This is a genomic window from Ruegeria sp. AP11 (assembly GCF_056535865.1).
This window is the reverse complement of the sequence record NZ_JBQFJB010000001.1, coordinates 2,198,276-2,217,042: the sequence shown is the minus strand read 5'-3', so window position 1 is coordinate 2,217,042 and position 18,767 is coordinate 2,198,276. Positions and strand designations below refer to the sequence as shown.

13 protein-coding genes and 1 tRNA gene are annotated in these 18,767 nt (G+C 58.8%); 4 read left to right on the top strand and 10 right to left on the bottom strand.

Features of this window, described 5'->3' with window-relative positions; translation table 11 throughout:
• Positions 1 to 11 precede the first annotated feature (11 nt).
• The 3 genes from ACR3E4_RS11225 to ACR3E4_RS11215 form a co-directional block, all read right to left on the bottom strand.
• Positions 12 to 1,577: an FAD-binding oxidoreductase gene (locus ACR3E4_RS11225; protein WP_480535539.1), complete on the bottom strand. Its 1,566-nt coding sequence runs from the start codon at positions 1,575 to 1,577 to the stop codon at positions 12 to 14.
• 121 nt (positions 1,578 to 1,698) lie between these two features.
• Positions 1,699 to 5,004: an adenylate/guanylate cyclase domain-containing protein gene (locus ACR3E4_RS11220; RefSeq protein ID WP_480535540.1), complete on the bottom strand. Its 3,306-nt coding sequence runs from the start codon at positions 5,002 to 5,004 to the stop codon at positions 1,699 to 1,701.
• Between the two features lie 546 nt (positions 5,005 to 5,550).
• Positions 5,551 to 5,626, bottom strand: a tRNA-Trp gene (locus tag ACR3E4_RS11215).
• Between the two features lie 144 nt (positions 5,627 to 5,770).
• Here ACR3E4_RS11215 and ACR3E4_RS11210 point away from each other — a divergent pair.
• On the top strand, positions 5,771 to 6,475 hold the full coding sequence (locus ACR3E4_RS11210) for a lysophospholipid acyltransferase family protein (RefSeq protein ID WP_480535541.1): 705 nt from the start codon (positions 5,771 to 5,773) through the stop codon (positions 6,473 to 6,475).
• A 22-nt stretch (positions 6,476 to 6,497) separates the two neighbouring features.
• On the opposite strand, the gene ACR3E4_RS11205 is transcribed toward ACR3E4_RS11210, so the two are convergent.
• The gene (locus ACR3E4_RS11205; RefSeq protein ID WP_480535542.1) at positions 6,498 to 6,746 is read right to left on the bottom strand and encodes a hypothetical protein; all 249 of its coding nucleotides are present in this window, start codon (positions 6,744 to 6,746) and stop codon (positions 6,498 to 6,500) included.
• A 333-nt stretch (positions 6,747 to 7,079) separates the two neighbouring features.
• Between ACR3E4_RS11205 and ACR3E4_RS11200 the strand changes: the two genes are divergently transcribed.
• Complete coding sequence (locus ACR3E4_RS11200) at positions 7,080 to 7,421, top strand: RidA family protein (protein WP_480535544.1); 342 nt, start codon at positions 7,080 to 7,082, stop codon at positions 7,419 to 7,421.
• 100 nt (positions 7,422 to 7,521) lie between these two features.
• Here ACR3E4_RS11200 and tuf read toward each other — a convergent pair whose 3' ends face one another.
• From tuf to rpsL, 4 genes are read right to left on the bottom strand one after another with little or no spacing between them, the layout of a single operon-like run.
• On the bottom strand, positions 7,522 to 8,697 hold the full coding sequence (gene tuf, locus ACR3E4_RS11195) for an elongation factor Tu (RefSeq protein WP_480536682.1): 1,176 nt from the start codon (positions 8,695 to 8,697) through the stop codon (positions 7,522 to 7,524).
• A gap of 60 nt (positions 8,698 to 8,757) precedes the next feature.
• Positions 8,758 to 10,875, bottom strand: a complete 2,118-nt coding sequence (fusA, locus tag ACR3E4_RS11190; RefSeq protein WP_480534151.1) for an elongation factor G — start codon at positions 10,873 to 10,875, stop codon at positions 8,758 to 8,760.
• A gap of 18 nt (positions 10,876 to 10,893) precedes the next feature.
• Positions 10,894 to 11,364: a 30S ribosomal protein S7 gene (rpsG, locus tag ACR3E4_RS11185; RefSeq protein ID WP_039529242.1), complete on the bottom strand. Its 471-nt coding sequence runs from the start codon at positions 11,362 to 11,364 to the stop codon at positions 10,894 to 10,896.
• A 15-nt stretch (positions 11,365 to 11,379) separates the two neighbouring features.
• Positions 11,380 to 11,751, bottom strand: coding sequence for a 30S ribosomal protein S12 (gene rpsL, locus ACR3E4_RS11180; RefSeq protein WP_005621086.1), 372 nt, complete (start codon positions 11,749 to 11,751; stop codon positions 11,380 to 11,382).
• Between the two features lie 397 nt (positions 11,752 to 12,148).
• Between rpsL and ACR3E4_RS11175 the strand changes: the two genes are divergently transcribed.
• A complete protein-coding gene (locus ACR3E4_RS11175) occupies positions 12,149 to 12,964 on the top strand; it encodes a putative rhamnosyl transferase (RefSeq protein WP_480534153.1) in 816 nt (271 codons plus the stop codon).
• On the opposite strand, the gene ACR3E4_RS11170 is transcribed toward ACR3E4_RS11175, so the two are convergent.
• Positions 12,949 to 13,818, bottom strand: a complete 870-nt coding sequence (locus ACR3E4_RS11170; RefSeq protein ID WP_480534155.1) for a DMT family transporter — start codon at positions 13,816 to 13,818, stop codon at positions 12,949 to 12,951. The genes ACR3E4_RS11175 and ACR3E4_RS11170 overlap by 16 nt on opposite strands.
• A 148-nt stretch (positions 13,819 to 13,966) precedes the next feature.
• Here ACR3E4_RS11170 and fosX point away from each other — a divergent pair, with 148 nt between their 5' ends.
• Entirely contained in the window at positions 13,967 to 14,371 is a 405-nt protein-coding gene (fosX, locus tag ACR3E4_RS11165; RefSeq protein ID WP_480534157.1) for a FosX/FosE/FosI family fosfomycin resistance hydrolase, read from the top strand.
• Between the two features lie 146 nt (positions 14,372 to 14,517).
• On the opposite strand, the gene rpoC is transcribed toward fosX, so the two are convergent.
• On the bottom strand, positions 14,518 to 18,759 hold the full coding sequence (gene rpoC, locus ACR3E4_RS11160) for a DNA-directed RNA polymerase subunit beta' (protein WP_480534159.1): 4,242 nt from the start codon (positions 18,757 to 18,759) through the stop codon (positions 14,518 to 14,520).
• Between the last annotated feature and the right edge of the window lie 8 nt (positions 18,760 to 18,767).

Here is an 18,767-nt window from a genome sequence, read left to right as displayed (position 1 = left end):
TGCCCCCGCTTTCAGGGGTTCGAGTAGTCTTCGTATGTGATGGTCCGGTCGTCAAAGATCGACTCGGACGTATCGCGAATGATCTCCGGCGGTGCATCGTCGGGCACCGGAGAGATGCTCTGCTGGTAGTGGAAAAAATTCTTCGGATCGAATTTCTTCTTCACGAACAGCAGCGAGTTGAAATATTCGCCCCAATATTGCCAGCGATAGTTCTTTTGCGTCCGGCGCGGATAGTTCTGATAGACCCGGTCGATAAAATAACCTTCCTCGGTCATCAGCTTCATGAACCCGTCGAGCCAGGGCACCACTATCTCTTTTTCCTCTTCCGACAGCCAGAACACGTCGACATAGAAGTTCAGCGACACGTCACGGTGGATAAAAGCGTTGCCCTCTTTGCCCAGGGGCATTCTGTTGATCGCACCGCCGTAAGGTTCAATCGCCACCGCGCCATAGGCATTGGGTGTGCTGTCGAGGTAATCCACTACGCGCTGCCATTCAGCCGCGCTGAGTTGGCGTTTTATATATCCGGCCTGTTTGTCCTCGCGCGCCTGATCCGGGACGACGGGGATGTCGTATTTGTCGTCGTAGAGCCACGAATTGATTTCCTGATAGGTGCCGTAATTCTGATCGTCAGGGCCCATCTGTCCGCCGATATCTTCGCTGAGCAAAGGTTGGATAAATGCGTTTCCCTCTTTGGCCGTCCCATCATAGAGCGCAGACAGAAGCAGCACCTTTTTGTCGCCCTGATAGGCGAGGAAAATATAGGCACCGAACCGGTCGTCATCGCAGGTGCTCATGTAATTGGCCTGCAGGAGTTCCAACGCCTTGGCGGCTTTGTCCAACGGCCATGTGATGTGGCAGCCCCAGACCTTGTAGAGCGGGTGCAGTTGATAGCGGATTTCCAGCAGGATGCCGAAATTGTTGCCGGTTCCACCCCGGATGGCCCAGAACAGATCGGGGTTGGTGTCTTTGTCCGCAATCACTATACTGCCGTCCCACAACATTACGGTGACGCCAAGAACATTGTCGCAGGCCATTCCGAACCGGCGCGAGGTAAAGCCATAACCGCCGCCCATCATGAAACCCGCGACGCAGACATCCTGACAGGCCCCGCCCGGCACATGCAGGTGATAGGAATTCAGCTCTGAGTTCAGCATCTTGAACGGCGTGCCCGGCCCGACATAGGCCATCGGAACATCCGGGTCGACGGTTACGTACCGCATCTTGCTGGTATCCAGCACCATCTGGTTGTTGACCGAATACCCTGCCGTACTGTGCCGCCCGGATCGCGCCACAACCCAGAGGTCATGTTTACGCGCAAAGGCCAAACTCACGCGCACGTCCTCAATGGTTTCGCAATAGACGATGATCTCAGGGTAGTCTTGAAACGCCGGGTTCCAGACCTGCCGGTCACGGTTGTATTCAATGTCGGTTGGCAATGTGACCGTACCAATCAGCTTCTTCACAAACGCGCGTATCTCCTCGCCCGAGATCGAGTGATATTGCTGCAGCGCCAGATTGGTGCGGCTTTGCGCCACGATATCCTTGGCCAGAAGAGTTTTGCTGATCTTTTTCATCGGGTCTCCTCACACGATAACACCGCGGACGCTGAACACGTGGCCCAGCGCCATTTCTTAAAATTTTAGGTATCAACCCAACTCCGCCCGCGCCCAAGCTGGCAGGATTAGGCCCTTCGGGTCAAGTGGTCGTTTCCATCAGCGCCTGCGCTTCTCTCAGGTCAGACAGGTTCGCGTCCTGTTGGAAATGCGACAAGGCTGTATCCAACGCCTCGCTCATCGGTTTCCCATTGCGCCGCTGCCAGTCCGCCAACGCGACTGCCGCGCGGAGCTCATAAAGCCGCGCGCCTTGCTTTCGGGCTGTCTCGATGGCCTTGATCAGCAATGGTTCGGGGTCGCCACCGGTCTTGGCAATCAATGCGGCCTGAACGCGAAGTTCTTCGGCCTGCGCCCATTTCTCTTCGGTTTCAAGCAAGTCCTTGCTGGCCTGAGACAGCGTTTGCTGTGCAGCCTTGTGATCACCTGCGTCCATCTGCAATTCGGCAATCAGCGCAGGGAAGAACCCTTTGTAGTTACCAGCGCCGACAGACCACCAGTCATTCGCGGATTGCCTCAGGTTATCAATATGATGCACTTCACCGGTTGCTGTCGCCTCAGCCCAGTTGCCCCAAAGGCGCGCGATGGTTGCCATGAAGGGCAATGAGTGCTGTTCGGCAATCTCGGACAAGGCCGTCACATCCCGTTGCAACGCCGGAATGTCGCGCGCCAGCAGGTGGACCTTGCACATGTAGACCAATATCTGTGCCACACTATGCGCGTGCTTGAGGTCCCTCGCCCAGTCCAACGCCGTGCGCTGCACCTGTAACGCCTCCTGATGGCGGCCCATCAGGCAATAGCACGTCCCCAGAAACGCCGAGGTGATCGCCGCATGATCGGTGCCGTAGACATAGGCCAGCTGGCTATGCTGATCAAAATCATACAGCGCCCAGGCCTGTTCCAGATGGGTTTGCGCTTTGGACAGGTTGCCCAAATGCAGTTCAACCGCCCCCATAGCGCGATGGCCGACCATGCGGTGTTCGGTCTTGCCGCTTTCCGCCGCCAGATCCAGAATCTGCGCCGCCACATCCCGCGCCAACCGGTATTCGGCGCGCACCAGATGGAAAGCGTATAGCCCGTTGAGCACTGGGAACAGCCGCTCGGTCTGCTCGGCGCGATGGCAAAGCTCGCGCAAGCGGCCATAGGCCTCACCCGTGGCATCGCCGGATATACCGCTGGTCGAGCGCAGCACGCCGGCGCGCAGGATTTGGATGTCAATCTCCTGCACGTCCCTCTCGCGGCTTTTGGGCAGTTCAGCCAGTTGATCCAGCGCCGTGGACAGATGGGTCAGCGCTTCGGCCTGGGCCGAGCGTTCAATGGCGCGACGTCCTGCGCTTTGCCAATGCAGCACCGCCTCGTCGGTCCGTTGGGCTAACGTGTAGTGTTGCGCCAGAACCTCGGGCTGTGTCTGCGCCAGCTGCGGCTGAACTTCGATCAGCGCACCGGCCGCGCGGTCATGCAGCACCTGCCGCTCGGTCCGAAGCAGGCTGTCATAGGCCATGTCACGGATCAGCGCGTGCCGGAAGATGAACTCATCCTCGGTTGCATCCGGCGCCTGCAGAATAATCCCCGCAGATGACAGCTGATCCAGACCCGCCTGCAGCACGGCGGGTGACAGGATCGACACCGAGGCCAGCAGCGCGATCGAAAACTGCCGCCCGAACACCGCCCCGGTCTGCGCGACCTCCTTGGCCATGCCAAGCCGGTCCAGACGCTCCATCAACGAATCCTTCAGCGTGCTGGGCACCGAGAGCGATGGGAGTGGTCCGCGCAGGGTGTAACCCTGATCCGTCAGCCGCAGCTGACCGGATTCCAGCAGGCCCCGCGTGACCTCTTGCACATAAAGCGGAATACCGTCTGTTTTGGCCGCAATCAGATCACAGACCTCGGGCGGCACCGCGTTGCCACCCGCCACTTCGGTCACGATCTCGGCCACGTCCCGATTGGCCAGACGTTTGAGCGGCAGGTGCAACGTATTGTGATGATGCCCCCAACCCGGATCGAAACCCGGGCGCGCGGTCACGACGATCAGTACCGGCAACCCGCTGATCCGTTCAATCACCCGATCGGTCAGTGACAACGTGGTGGGGTCCACCCAATGTGCATCCTCAAACAGCAGCAACACGGGCTTCTCACGCGCCAAAGCGGCAAGTTGCTCGGTCACCGCCTCAAGCGTGCGCTCAAGCTTGACTTGCGGCGGCAGATCAAGCGGCCCCAGCGTGTCATCCGCATCGACGCTCAGCAGATCCGCGATCAAACGTTGATGCTCGGGCGAGTGATAGCGCAGAAGATGCGTGAGCTTCGCAAGCTTTTCCGCGTCGCTGTCCGTCGTCGCAAAGCCCGCCGCGCGCTCAAGATGCTGAATGATGGGATACAGCGCCGAGTTGGCGTGGAAGGGCGAACACTGGAAGTTCAGTTGCAGAACCTCCTGCTCGTGCACCTGTTGGCTGAGGCCCTCTATCAAGCGGGATTTGCCGATGCCCGCCTCTCCGGTGATCAGCACGGACTGGCCCGCGCCCTGGCAGGCTTCGTGCCATTTGTCGCTGAGCTTGCGGAACTCGGCATGGCGGCCCACCAGACGGCTGGCCCCTGCATCGGGCATGATGTCGAACCGGCGCTCGATATGGGCCTGTCCGGTCACCGTCCAGGCCTGAATTTTCTCGGAGAATCCCTTTAACGCAAACGAGCCCTGGTCCTGCAACTCAAAAGCGTTGCCGATCAGGCGTCGGGTCGATGGACTGATGATCAGGCTGTTGGGCTCGGCCAGCCCCTGCAGGCGCGCCGCCAGATTCGGCGTGCGCCCCATGACCACGTCGTGCTCTTTCAAGCCTTCGCCGTGTATCTCTCCGACAACCACAAGACCGGTCGACACCCCGATCCGCGCCTTCAGCTGTTCCTGACCTTCGATACGCCGCAGTTCATCCAGAATATCAAGCCCGGCATGGACCGATCGCGCCGCCGCATCCTCAAGCGCATGGGGATAGCCGAAATAGATCATCGCACCGTCGCCCATGAAACTGGCCACGTGCCCGCCAAACCGCGCCACCGAGGTCGAGCATATCTCTTTGAAGCGGCGCAGTAATTCCCCAAGATCTTCGGGGTCCAGACGTTCGGACAATGCGGTGGAACCAACGAGGTCGACAAACATCACGGTCAGTTGCCGCCGCTCGGCCACGATCTTGCCAGCGCCCTGCACCGGCGCGGGGGCGGCGTCGCGCGCGCGCCCGAGCGCGGCCATCAAGCGCCGCCGCGGCCCAAGCGGCAGACCAAGATCGATCAGATCATGTTCAGATAAATGCGCCAGATCCGCGCGTGTGACCTCATTCGACGCAAATACGGGCGCATATTTGGACAGCCCGAGCTCTTCCAGATATTCGTCGATCTCAGTCATTATCCCCCGATATCCCCGTATTACCCCGAGTCCCCCAACCCGGTCAGGCCTTCTGCCCATATCAAAAATCCAGCAACTCTAACACGTTAGCTGGAAACTTCAGATGGCGTGTCCCACGGCCTTGTTCAAGCTTTTTCTTTCTTGCCCGATACGTCAAGTGACTCGTTCGTTATCACGATACCCCCATCCCTGACCGAAGGCGGACGCATCGTCGCGTGCAGCGCAGGCCATACCCTTTGACCGGGGCGAATCCGCACAAGTCGCAGGCAACGAAACAGCATGCGCATATGAATTGTTAACCAGACGTGAACAGCGTGTACTTCGCGAATTCATCAACACTCTGCATATTGAACGAATGCCGCTTCTGCGACGGCATGAGACAAATCTGTTCAAATGGTGAGGCTTGAAAGCGTTATGTTAAACTTCGCTCTGACAATTTCGGTCATCTCTATGGGAATAGCATCCGGATTCCTTGCCAGCGCCTTGTTGCTGTAGAAAATGTACCTCAGCCCCAATGGCCGAAATGAAACTGTTCTGATGTTTGGATGGCAGGGGCAGCAGGGTTCGAACCCGCGACCTACGGTTTTGGAGACCGTCGCTCTACCAACTGAGCTATACCCCTAGGCTGGGCCCTCAGATATGCCAGTGAAGCAGAGGACTCAAGAGGCTTTTTTACTTTTGGGGTGACTTTGCCATTCGACAAAAACGTTGCGCCCGGCGTGCAGTTCTTTAAGACAAGGCTCGGCCAGTCAGGAGGGACGCAGCCTTGAGCATCCGCAAGAAAATCGCTGACAGCGAAGCTGTGCTGAATTGGGCTGCGCGACGGATTGCAAGCTATATCCGGCTGGTCCACCGCAACACGCGCTGGCAGCGCATCGGATATGAAGAGCTGGACCAACTGGCGGAACAGGGCGAACCGGTCATCGTGGTATTGTGGCACCAGCGTCTGGCGCAATCGCCCTATTTCTTTCCGCTGGACAAGGGCCGGATCTGCTCGATCACCTCAGCCGCGCGCGCTGGCAGCATGGTGGGGCGGGTGCAGAAACTGTTCGGCATGGACACGATCGCCATGTCCAGCCGCAAACGCCATGTCGCACTGTCGCGCGAAGTGCTGGGCAAGATGAAACAGGGCGTATCAATCGGTATCGCCGCCGACGGCCCGCGCGGCCCCGAGCGGGTATCGTCCACCGTTCCGCTGGTCTGGGCCCGCACCTCGGGCAAGCGGGTGTTCGGCATCACCTACTCTGCCCGTCATGGGCGCGAGGCAGGAACCTGGGACCGTCTGCTGATGCCGCGCCCATGGCGCAACGAGGGCGTGTTCCTGTGCCGCGAATGGACCGACCCGGTGCCCCGCAAAGCCAGTGAAGAACAGATCGAAACGCTGCGCCTGAGCCTCGAGCAACACATGAACGACATCACCGCCGAGGCGGACCGGATGGTGGGTCGGGAACCCTGGGCCAGAAACACCTAAGCGTTCTCTGCTTCAAAGCGCATCACTCAGCGCACAAAGTACCGGCACCCCATTGCTTTCTACATTTTGCCGATTTTGATTTGTATCGCGCGCCAACCCGTGTGGATACGTCAGCAAGTCTGATGTCGAACCGTTTACGCTCGCGACAAAAATCGCTGACATGGCAATCCACCTCTTGCCCGTCTTCGTCCAGAATGGCGTCGCGCATATCATCTAAATCCTTGCTGTGAAGAATTTGAGTTCCATGGGTGATGAAACCAAAACCAAACATGTTTACCCCCCTTGTTTCAGCAGCCCGCCAAACCTGCCTGCCGGGTCCGTTGTTTCAGCTCTCAAGTGGGGTTTCAGTCTTTGGAAGAGGTGGACGTAACGTTAAGAAATTACCATCCGCTTCTTTTGGCGCAGCGATTTCGATTTTTGTGAGTTTGCTCGCAGCGTTTCAGGCTTCTTCTGGCCATGTAACTTAGTTTTTGAACGTCCTGTCAGGCCAAATTTAATCGCTCTTTTCATCTCCCCTGCCACTCGTTACGACGATTTCCGTTTGCCAAGTACAGTGTCTTGTGAACATGAACGCCCGTACCAAACCTAAGAAACGAGAATATCCATGATTGAACGCATTGATACCGGCGAGCGGTCCTCAAAGATCGTGAAGCACAACGGCGTGGCCTATCTGACCGGACAGGTCGCCGAGGGTGAGACAATTCAGGAACAGGTTCAGACTTGCCTCGACAAGATCGACGCATTGCTCGAACAGGCCGGCTCGTCGCGTGAAAAAATGCTGCGCGTGACCATCTGGCTGGCTGACATGAAGGATTTCGCCGGGTTGAACGAGGTTTGGAACGCTTGGGTTCCCTCCGGTCACGCACCTGCGCGGGCGTGCGGTGAAGCCAAACTGGCGCGACCCGAACTGAAGGTGGAATTCATCGTGGACGCCGCCTACGACTGATTCTCGTCGGGCCCCTCATGGGGGTCTGGCGCATCATTCAGAAACGAAAAAAGGGCACCCCGAAGGGTGCCCTTTCCGTTTGATCATTCGCTTACGCGAATTATTCAATGATCTTCGACACAACGCCGGCGCCGACGGTGCGACCGCCTTCACGGATGGCGAAGCGCAGGCCGTCTTCCATCGCGATCGGTGCGATCAGCTCGACGGTGAAGCCGACGTTGTCGCCGGGCATGACCATCTCGGTGCCAGCCGCCAGGGTCACGGTGCCGGTCACGTCAGTGGTCCGGAAGTAGAACTGCGGACGGTAGTTCGCGAAGAACGGGGTGTGACGACCGCCTTCTTCCTTGGTCAGGATGTAGGCTTCGGCTTCGAACTTGGTGTGCGGGGTCACCGAGCCGGGCTTACACAGAACCTGGCCACGCTCAACGCCGTCACGGTCAACACCACGCAGCAGGGCGCCGATGTTGTCGCCCGCTTCACCGCGGTCCAGCAGCTTGCGGAACATTTCCACACCGGTGCAGGTGGTTTTCGCGGTGTCGCGGATGCCGACGATTTCGATCTCGTCGCCAACGTTGATCACGCCACGCTCGACACGACCCGTAACAACGGTACCACGGCCCGAGATCGAGAACACGTCTTCGATCGGCATCAGGAACGGCTGGTCAACAGCACGCTCAGGGGTCGGGATGTATTCGTCCACGGCCGCCATCAGTTCCTTGATCTTGTCTTCGCCGATAGCCGCGTCACGGCCTTCCATCGCGGCCAGAGCCGAACCCGCTACGATCGGAATATCGTCGCCGGGGAATTCATACGAAGACAGCAGCTCGCGGATTTCCATTTCCACCAGCTCCAGCAGCTCTTCGTCGTCAACCTGGTCAACTTTGTTCATGAACACGACCAGCGCAGGAACGCCAACCTGACGCGCCAGCAGGATGTGCTCGCGGGTCTGCGGCATCGGGCCGTCGGCTGCGTTCACAACCAGGATCGCGCCGTCCATCTGAGCCGCACCGGTGATCATGTTCTTGACGTAGTCGGCGTGGCCGGGGCAGTCGACGTGGGCGTAATGACGCGCGTCGGTCTCGTATTCCACGTGGGCGGTCGAGATGGTGATCCCGCGCGCTTTCTCTTCCGGCGCACCGTCAATTTGGTCATACGCTTTGAAGTCACCAAAATACTTGGTGATCGCTGCGGTCAGCGTGGTCTTGCCGTGGTCAACGTGGCCAACTGTACCAATGTTGACGTGCGGCTTATTACGCTCAAACTTTTCCTTTGCCATGATGGCCTCCTTTTTCGGTAATGAAGGGAGCGCGTTAGCCGCGCTCCCTCAAATCTTCGCTTATGCGTATTTCGCCTGAATCTCGTCCGAGATGTTCTGCGGAACCGGATCGTAGTGGTCGAACTGCATGGTGAACTGGGCACGGCCCGACGACATCGAACGCAGGGTGTTGATGTAGCCGAACATGTTCGCCAGCGGAACAAACGCGTCGATCGCGATGGCGTTGCCGCGCGGTTCCTGACCAGACACCTGGCCCCGACGCGAGGTCAGGTCGCCGATGATACCACCAGTGTATTCTTCCGGGGTGATCACTTCGACTTTCATGATCGGTTCCAGCAGTTTCGCGCCAGCTTTGCGCATGCCTTCACGCATACACATCCGCGATGCGATTTCGAACGCCAGAACGCTCGAGTCAACGTCGTGGAACTTACCGTCCAGCAGGGCAACCTTGAAGTCGATCACGGGGAAGCCAGCCAGCGGGCCGCTGTCCATGACCGAGTTGATGCCTTTTTCAACACCGGGGATGTATTCCTTCGGAACGGCACCACCAACGATGCGGCTTTCGAACGAATAGCCTTCGCCCGCTTCGGTCGGCTGGATCTCCAGCTTGACTTCCGCGAATTGACCCGAACCACCCGACTGTTTCTTGTGGGTGTAGGTGTGCTCAACCGGCATCGAGATGGTTTCACGATAGGCCACCTGCGGTGCACCGATGTTCGCTTCAACCTTGAATTCGCGCTTCAGACGGTCAACCAGGATGTCCAGGTGAAGTTCGCCCATGCCCTTCATGATAGTCTGACCCGATTCCAGGTCGGTTTCCACACGGAAGGACGGGTCTTCGGCGGCCAGACGGGCCAGACCCTGAGACATCTTTTCCTGGTCGCCCTTGGTTTTGGGCTCGACCGCGATCTCGATCACCGGATCAGGGAAGGTCATGGTTTCCAGAACCACCGGATCCTTCGCGTCACACAGGGTGTCACCGGTGGTGGTGTCTTTCAGACCCGCCAGCGCGATGATGTCGCCTGCAAACGCTTCTTCGATCTCTTCCCGGTTGTTCGAGTGCATCATCATCATACGACCGATGCGCTCTTTCTTGCCTTTGGTCGAGTTCAGGATCGAGTCACCCTTGTTCATGGTGCCCGAGTAGATCCGGGTAAAGGTCAGCGAGCCAACGAAGGGGTCGTTCATGATTTTGAACGCCAGACCCGAGAAGGCCATGTCGTCGTCTGCACGACGGGCGATGTCACGAACTTCTTCCTCGTCGCCGGGTTTGAAGCCCATGTAATCAACAACGTCCAGCGGGCTGGGCAGATAGTCGATCACAGCGTTGAGCAGCGGCTGAACGCCTTTGTTCTTGAACGCAGACCCACCCAGAACCGGAACGAAGTCCAGCGCCAGCGTGCCCTTGCGCAGCAGTTTGCGCAGGGTTGCGACGTCGGGTTCATTGCCTTCCAGGTATTCCATCATGGCGTCGTCGTCCTGCTCGACGGCCGCTTCGACCATCTTGCCACGCCATTCGTCGGCCATGTCCTTCAGTTCGTCACGGATTTCCGCGTGAACCCAGGATGCGCCCAGATCTTCGCCCTGCCACAGCCATTCTTTCATGGTGACCAGGTCGATCAGGCCTTCCAGCTCCGACTCGGCGCCGATCGGAATACCAACCGGAACAGCGCGCGCGCCGGTGCGGTCTTCGATCATGTTGACGCAGTTGAAGAAGTCAGCGCCGATCTTGTCCATTTTGTTGACGAAAACCATACGCGGAACCTTGTAGCGGTCAGCCTGACGCCACACGGTTTCGGTCTGGGGCTCAACACCGGCGTTTGCGTCCAGAACGCAGACGGCACCGTCGAGAACCGCCAGCGAACGTTCAACTTCAATGGTGAAGTCAACGTGGCCGGGGGTGTCGATGATGTTCAGGCGGTGCTTGGGGGTATCGGCGGTCTGACCGTCTTCGGTGCGTTCCCAGAAAGTGGTGGTCGCAGCCGAAGTGATGGTGATGCCGCGTTCCTGCTCCTGCTCCATCCAGTCCATGGTGGCTGCACCGTCGTGCACCTCACCAATGTTGTGGGATTTGCCAGTATAATACAGGATACGCTCCGAGCAGGTGGTCTTACCTGCGTCGATGTGCGCCATGATACCGAAGTTACGGTACAGTTCGAGCGGATATTCGCGTGCCATTGGTCTAAGCCTCTCGGATTACCAACGATAATGGCTGAAGGCTTTGTTCGCCTCGGCCATCTTGTGGGTGTCTTCGCGTTTCTTGACGGCAGTGCCGCGGGACTGAACGGCGTCCAGCAGCTCGCCTGCAAGGCGCTCTTCCATGGTGTTTTCGTTGCGGCCGCGCGCGGCGGTGATCAGCCAGCGGATGGCCAGTGCTTCGCGGCGCTCGGGGCGGACTTCAACCGGAACCTGATAGGTTGCACCACCAACCCGGCGCGAGCGAACCTCGACCGACGGTTTGATGTTGTCGAGCGCTTCGTGGAACACTTCGACCGGTGCGCGCTTGATCTTGTTCTCAACGCGGTCAAAGGCGTTGTAGACGATGCGCTCTGCAACCGACTTTTTGCCGTCGATCATCAGGTTGTTCATGAATTTGGTCAGAACCTTGTCGCCGAATTTGGCGTCAGGCAGGACTTCGCGTTTTTCGGCGGCGTGACGACGTGACATATCAGCCTCTCCTTCTTACTTGGGACGCTTCGCGCCGTACTTCGAACGACGCTGCTTACGGTCTTTGACGCCCTGAGTATCCAGAACACCGCGCAGGATGTGGTAACGCACACCGGGAAGGTCTTTTACACGGCCGCCACGGATCAGAACAACCGAGTGTTCCTGCAGGTTGTGGCTTTCACCGGGGATGTACGAGATGACCTCGAACCCGTTGGTCAGGCGCACCTTGGCAACCTTACGCATCGCCGAGTTCGGCTTCTTCGGTGTGGTGGTGTACACGCGGGTGCAGACGCCGCGTTTCTGCGGGCACTGCTCAAGGTGCATGGACTTCGAGCGTTTTACTTTCGGCTGCCGCGGTTTGCGGATCAGCTGTTGAATAGTTGGCATTCCGGTTCTTTCCCCGTTTTGCAACACACATGACATGCACGCGCATTGCGTGCGGTTAAATTTGCTGCACTCATGCGTCCACAAGCGCAAAATCCGCGAGCGTTCCCATTCCGAGGTGAACGTCGCGGTTGGTTATCAGAGGGCGCGAACGGCAAAATTGTCCGGGCCTTGACCAGTTCATTACTGGAATCGGTTATGGGGCGGCCCCCGGCACCGAGATGTCGCGCGTATTAAGGGGTTGCGGGCCAAGTGTCAACAGCGCGCGGCTTCGGATGCCCCTCAGGCCGGATAGTGCTGATTTATCAGCGTATCCTGCACGATTCCAGCCCGCGCGCCCGGTTGCAGGCCCGACAGTGCAAAGGCATAGTCCGACCACGCCAATCCTGACGGGTGAATCATGCAAGTCATCGGCCTGTGCCGCTTTTCCTACCCGGCCCTCGGCGGGTTTCAGATCGAGCACGACACCGTCGAAGCGCGCCGCCGCTATCTTTATAATCCGGCCCGGCTGGAAGAGCGCTTTCGGCTGTTCGAAGCCTCGACCCTGCCCTGTTTCCGCGAACAGACCGATGAGGATTTCGAGTTCCTGATCCTGATCGGAGAATGCCTACCGAAACAGGCCTTTGACCGGTTACACGATCTGACCGCCGGGATGCGGCAGGTGCGGATCATTCAAAAATCTGCTGAGACGCAACTGGGGCCGCGTCAGGTCATGAAAGCGGTCCTGAACGCAGCCCGCGCCAACCCCGATCAGCCCTGTATCCAGTTCCGGCATGACGACGACGACGCCGTGTCCGTTGATCTGGTCGAACGGTTGCGCATCGCGGCGCAGGAAGGTGCCGGGCTGATGGCGAACAATCAGACGGTCGGGATCGACTATAGCACCGGTTTCTTCGCCCGGTTTGGCCCCGAGGGCATCCGCGCCTCAGAGGTGTACAAGCCCCTGTTGGGTGTGGCGCAGGGCATGTATATTGCGGGTGGATGCACGCATTCGATCATGAATTTTTCGCACCATCGGATCGGGCGTTTCATGCCGGTCATAAGCTACTCGGATGCGCCCATGTGGGTGCGCACGCTCAACGGCTTTAATGACTCCAAACAGGCGCGGAACAACACAGATGAATTCGCGGCCCTCACGCCCGAGCTTGAGGGGGAGTTCATCGCACGGTTCGCAATTGACCAGACTGTGGTCCGGCAGGTTCATTCGGCGGCCTGAGCGGACCGTTCGCGGAATAAGGTGAACAGCCCTGCCCCGACCACCAGCGCGGCCCCCAGCATCGTCACCGTGTCGGGCCATTCACCAAACACCAGCCATCCCAATGCCAGCGCCCAGAGCAGGCCGGAATACCGGAACGGGGCGACAAAGCCCACCTCACCCACGCGCATGACCATAACGCTGAACAGATATCCGCAGAGGATGAAGACAGCGGCCGACACCGTCAAAGCCCCCGCAGCCAGCGGCACCGGCGCCCACCCTTCGAACACCGATATCACCGCTGCTGCTATGGTGATCGTCAGGGACGTGGCCAATGTCACGACCATGGACGGAACCTCGGCCGACAAACGTCGGGTGATGAGATCCCGCGCCGTGATCGAGGCAACTGCCGCCAGTGCATAGAACGAATAGATGCTGAACCCTTCCGGGCCGGGCCGTACGATCAGCAGCATCCCCGCAAAGCCAAGCGCAATGGCGACCATCCTGCGCCATCCGATGGTCTCCGAGAAGAACAGCGCCGCACCCAGCGTGACCGTCAAAGGCAGTGCCTGCAGAACAGCCGTCACGTTGGCCAGCGGCAATTGCTTCAGCGCGGTGAGGAAAGAGATGGTCACAGCCAGCTCGCACAGGCTGCGCAGCACGATCAACCATTTGTCGTGACGCGGAAACCGCAGATGCAGTGCGCTCAGGTTGCGGGCCAGCAGAAAGATCAGAGCGGTCGCGACCACGCCCCGGATGGCAATCAGCTGAAACAGGGGCAAATCCTGCAACACAAGTTTGACCAACGTGTCATTCACGGTGAAGGCCGCCATGCTGGCAATCATCAGCAGCGCGCCTTTGACATTTGGGGTCATTCTGGAATCGTCCGGTCTGAAATACTTGCGACCATTGGCCTGTCAGGTCCGTACAATGTCAACTCAACAATAGCACCATGCGCTGAAACTGCTGACTTTGCCCCGTGCCCTGCTATTCTGAATTTCCGCAATTTCCATGAGGTGCACCGTGATCGAAGGCCTGAGCCACATTACATTCATCACCAGCGATCTCGACAAAATGGAAGAGGTGCTGACCACGGTTCTGGATGCCCGAAATATCTATGACAGCGGCGATCGGACTTTCTCGATTTCGAAAGAACGGTTCTTCGATATCGGTGGCGTCTGGGTTGCGATCATGGAGGGCGACCCGCTAGCCGAGAGAACCTATAACCACGTCGCGTTCAAGATGGGGCCGGATGAATATGACGACAGGTTGCAGCGCATCCGGTCGTTGGGTCTTGACCTGCGCGAAGACCGGTCGCGCGTTCCGGGTGAGGGTCACTCGATCTATTTCCACGACCACGACAACCACTTGTTCGAATTGCACAGCGGTACGCTGCAAGAGCGATTGACGCGTTATTCTGAGGGCTAAGAGCGATACGAGGGCCTGAAACTTTGAAAGTTTCAGGGGCGGTTTCTTTTCAAGAAACCGGTCGCTTCACGGTGCGCAATGCACGACCAGTCTGAAACGAAAAAGGCCCCGCAAATTGCGGGGCCTTTCAGATCATTTTGCGGTGCTTATTCGCGGCTTTCCGGGGTTTCCACCAGAACGTCCAGCTCGTCACCGACCATGTCGTCGTCGAAGGTCGGCGCAGCCAGCGCAGCGGCGGCCTCGGCTTCTTCCCGGCGGGCTTCGATGACGACGTTGTCACGCGACTGCGCGATGTGGCGGACGGCCTGAGTCGCACCACCGGTACCGGCGGGGATCAGGCGACCAACGATGACGTTCTCTTTCAGGCCCACCAGCTTGTCTTTCTTGCCCTGAACGGAAGCTTCGGTCAGCACGCGGGTGGTTTCCTGGAACGAGGCCGCCGAGATGAACGAACGCGTCTGCAGCGAAGCTTTGGTGATCCCCAGAAGGATCGGCTCGCCTTGAGCCGGACGACCGCCACGCGAGATGGTCTTCTCGTTGGCTGCGTCGAACTCCTGCTTGTCGACATGTTCGCCTTTCAGCAGGGTGGTGTCGCCTGAATCCAGGATCTCCCACTTCTGCAGCATCTGGCGCACGATGACCTCGATGTGCTTGTCGTTGATCTTAACGCCCTGCAGGCGGTAAACGTCCTGCACCTCGTCGATCATGTAATCCGCCAGCGCTTCGACACCCATGATGGACAGGATGTCATGCGGTGCCGGGTTACCGTCCATCAGGTATTCACCCTTCTGGATGAAGTCCCCTTCGGCGACCGGGATGTGCTTGCCCTTGGGCACCATGTATTCGATGGTCTCCATGGACTCGTCAGCCGGTTCGATGCTGATGCGGCGCTTGTTCTTGTAGTCGCGGCCAAAGCGCACGTAACCATCGGCTTCTGCGATGATCGCGTGATCTTTCGGACGACGCGCTTCGAACAGTTCGGCCACACGCGGCAGACCACCGGTGATGTCCTTGGTCTTGGCGCCTTCACGCGGGATACGCGCAACAACGTCACCGGCTTCGATGGTCTGACCATCTTCGACCGACAGGATCGCATCCACCGACATCGGATAGTGAACCGGGTTGCCCGCATCGTTGCGGACCGGCTCGCCATCTTCGCCGACCAGAATGATCTCGGGCTTGAGGTCGCTGCCTTTGGGGGCCGCGCGCCAGTCGATCACTATCTTCTGGGTCATGCCGGTTGCATCGTCGGTCTCGTCGCGGACAGCAAGGCCCGAAACGAGGTCGACATACTTCGCAGTACCGGCTTTCTCGGCGATGATCGGCAGGGTGTAGGGATCCCATTCGAACAGCTTGTCGCCACGGGCCACCTTGGTGCCGTCCTTGACGAACAGCTTGGAGCCATAGCCCAGCTTGTGGCTGGCACGCTCTTCGCCATGTTCGTCGCTGATCACCAGCTTCATGTTCCGGCCCATGACCAGACTTTCGCCTGCGGCATTGACCAGGATCTGCGGGTTCTCGAAGGATACAACGCCTTCCTGGCTGGCTTCCTGGAACGACTGCTGACCACCCTGCGCAACGCCACCGATGTGGAAGGTCCGCATGGTCAGCTGCGTACCAGGTTCACCGATGGACTGGGCGGCGATGATGCCGACAGCTTCACCCGTGTTCACCATGGTACCACGCGCAAGGTCACGACCGTAGCAGGTTGCACAGACGCCTTCCTCGGATTCACAGGTCAGAGGCGAGCGGATGCGCATCGAGGCAACACCGGCCTCATCGATGGTGTCGGCCATACGTTCGTCGATCAGTTGACCGGCGGCGACCAGAACCTCGTCCGTACCCGGACGCAGCACATCGTCAGCCGCCACACGACCCAGCACACGTTCGGCCAGCGAGGCGACAACCTCACCGTCGTTCACGGCGGCTTCGGCCGTGATCGCACGCTCGGTACCACAGTCGATCTCACGCACGATGCAGTCCTGTGCCACGTCCACCAGACGACGGGTCAGATAACCCGAGTTCGCCGTCTTCAGAGCGGTATCCGACAGACCCTTACGGGCACCGTGGGTCGAGTTGAAGTACTCGAGAACGGTCAGACCTTCCTTGAAGTTCGAGATGATCGGCGTTTCGATGATGTCACCGTTCGGCTTGGCCATCAGTCCGCGCATACCGCCCAGCTGTTTCATCTGAGTGACCGAGCCACGCGCACCGGAGTGGGCCATCATGTAGACCGAGTTCGGCTCCATGTCAGACCCGTCTTCGGCCTTGGCAACGTCCGAGATGGTGCTCATCATCGCCTCGGTGACGCGGTCGTTACACTTCGACCAGGCATCGACAACTTTGTTGTACTTTTCGCCCTGAGTGATCAGGCCGTCCATGTACTGCTGTTCAAAGTCCTTCACCTGACCGCGGGTGTCATCGACGATGCCCCACTTATCATCCGGAATGACCATGTCGTCCTTGCCGAACGAGATGCCCGCCTTGAACGCTTCCTTGAAGCCCATCGACATGATCTGGTCACAGAAGATGACCGACTCTTTCTGACCGCAGTAACGGTAGACGGTGTCGATGACCTGCTGCACTTCTTTCTTCCGCAGCAGGCGGTTGACCAGCTCGAACGGCGCCTTGTTGTTCATCGGCAGCAACGCACCCAGACGCAGACGGCCCGGAGTGGTTTCATAGCGCTTCTGAACTTCGTTGCCTTCGTCATCGATCTGCGTGATCCGCGCGGTGATCTTGGTGTGCAGGTGCACTTCACCGGCGTCCAGCGCGTGCTGCACTTCGTCGATCGAGCCAAAGACCTTGCCTTCGCCCGGCATGCCGGCACGTTCCAGCGATACATAGTACAGACCCAGGATCATATCCTGCGACGGAACGATGATCGGCGCGCCGTTTGCGGGCGACAGAACGTTGTTCGTCGACATCATCAGAACACGGGCTTCCAGCTGGGCCTCAAGGCTCAGCGGCACGTGAACGGCCATCTGGTCACCGTCGAAGTCGGCATTAAAGGCCGAGCAGACCAGCGGGTGCAGCTGGATCGCCTTACCTTCGATCAGGACCGGCTCGAACGCCTGAATACCAAGACGGTGCAGCGTCGGCGCACGGTTCAGCATGACAGGGTGTTCGCGGATCACCTCGTCGAGGATATCCCACACTTCGGGGCGCTCTTTCTCGACCAGTTTCTTCGCCTGTTTCACGGTCGAAGACAGACCCTTGGCTTCAAGGCGCGAGTAGATGAACGGCTTGAACAGCTCCAACGCCATCTTCTTGGGCAGACCACACTGATGCAGCTTGAGTTCCGGACCGGTCACGATGACCGAACGGCCCGAGAAGTCGACGCGCTTACCAAGAAGGTTCTGACGGAAGCGGCCCTGCTTACCTTTCAGCATGTCCGACAGCGATTTCAGCGGACGCTTGTTGGCGCCGGTGATCACGCGGCCACGACGGCCGTTGTCGAACAGAGCGTCAACGGATTCCTGCAGCATCCGCTTTTCGTTGCGGACGATGATGTCAGGCGCGCGCAGTTCGATCAGACGCTTCAGACGGTTGTTCCGGTTGATGACGCGGCGATACAGATCGTTCAGATCCGAGGTCGCGAAACGGCCGCCATCCAGCGGAACCAGCGGGCGTAGTTCCGGCGGAATGACCGGGATCACGGTCATCACCATCCACTCGGGCCGGTTGCCCGACTCGAGGAAGGATTCAACAACCTTCAGACGCTTGATGATCTTCTTGGGCTTCAGCTCGCCGGTTGCTTCGGCCAGATCAGCGCGCAGCTGCTCGGCTTCGGCTTCCAGATCGATCTGGGCCAGCATCTCGCGGATGGCTTCGGCACCGATATTCGCGGTGAACGCGTCCATGCCATAGGCATCCTGCGCGTCCATGTACTCTTCTTCGGTCAGCATCTGGCCATAGGTCAGGTCGGTCAGACCGGGCTCGATGACGACGTAGTTTTCGAAGTACAGAACGCGTTCCAGATCGCGCAGCGTCATGTCCAGCATCAGACCGATGCGGGACGGCAGCGATTTCAGGAACCAGATATGCGCGACAGGCGCGGCCAGTTCGATATGGCCCATACGCTCGCGGCGGACTTTCTGCAGGGTGACTTCCACGCCACACTTTTCGCAGACAACGCCGCGATACTTCATCCGCTTATATTTGCCGCACAGACATTCATAATCTTTGATCGGGCCAAAGATACGCGCGCAGAACAGACCGTCACGCTCGGGCTTGAACGTCCGGTAGTTGATGGTTTCGGGTTTCTTGATCTCGCCATAGGACCAAGACAGGATCCGCTCGGGCGACGCCAACGAGACCTTGATCTCGTCGAAAACCTTCGGGGGCGTCAGCGGGTTGAACGGGTTGTTGGTGATTTCCTGGTTCATTTGTTACC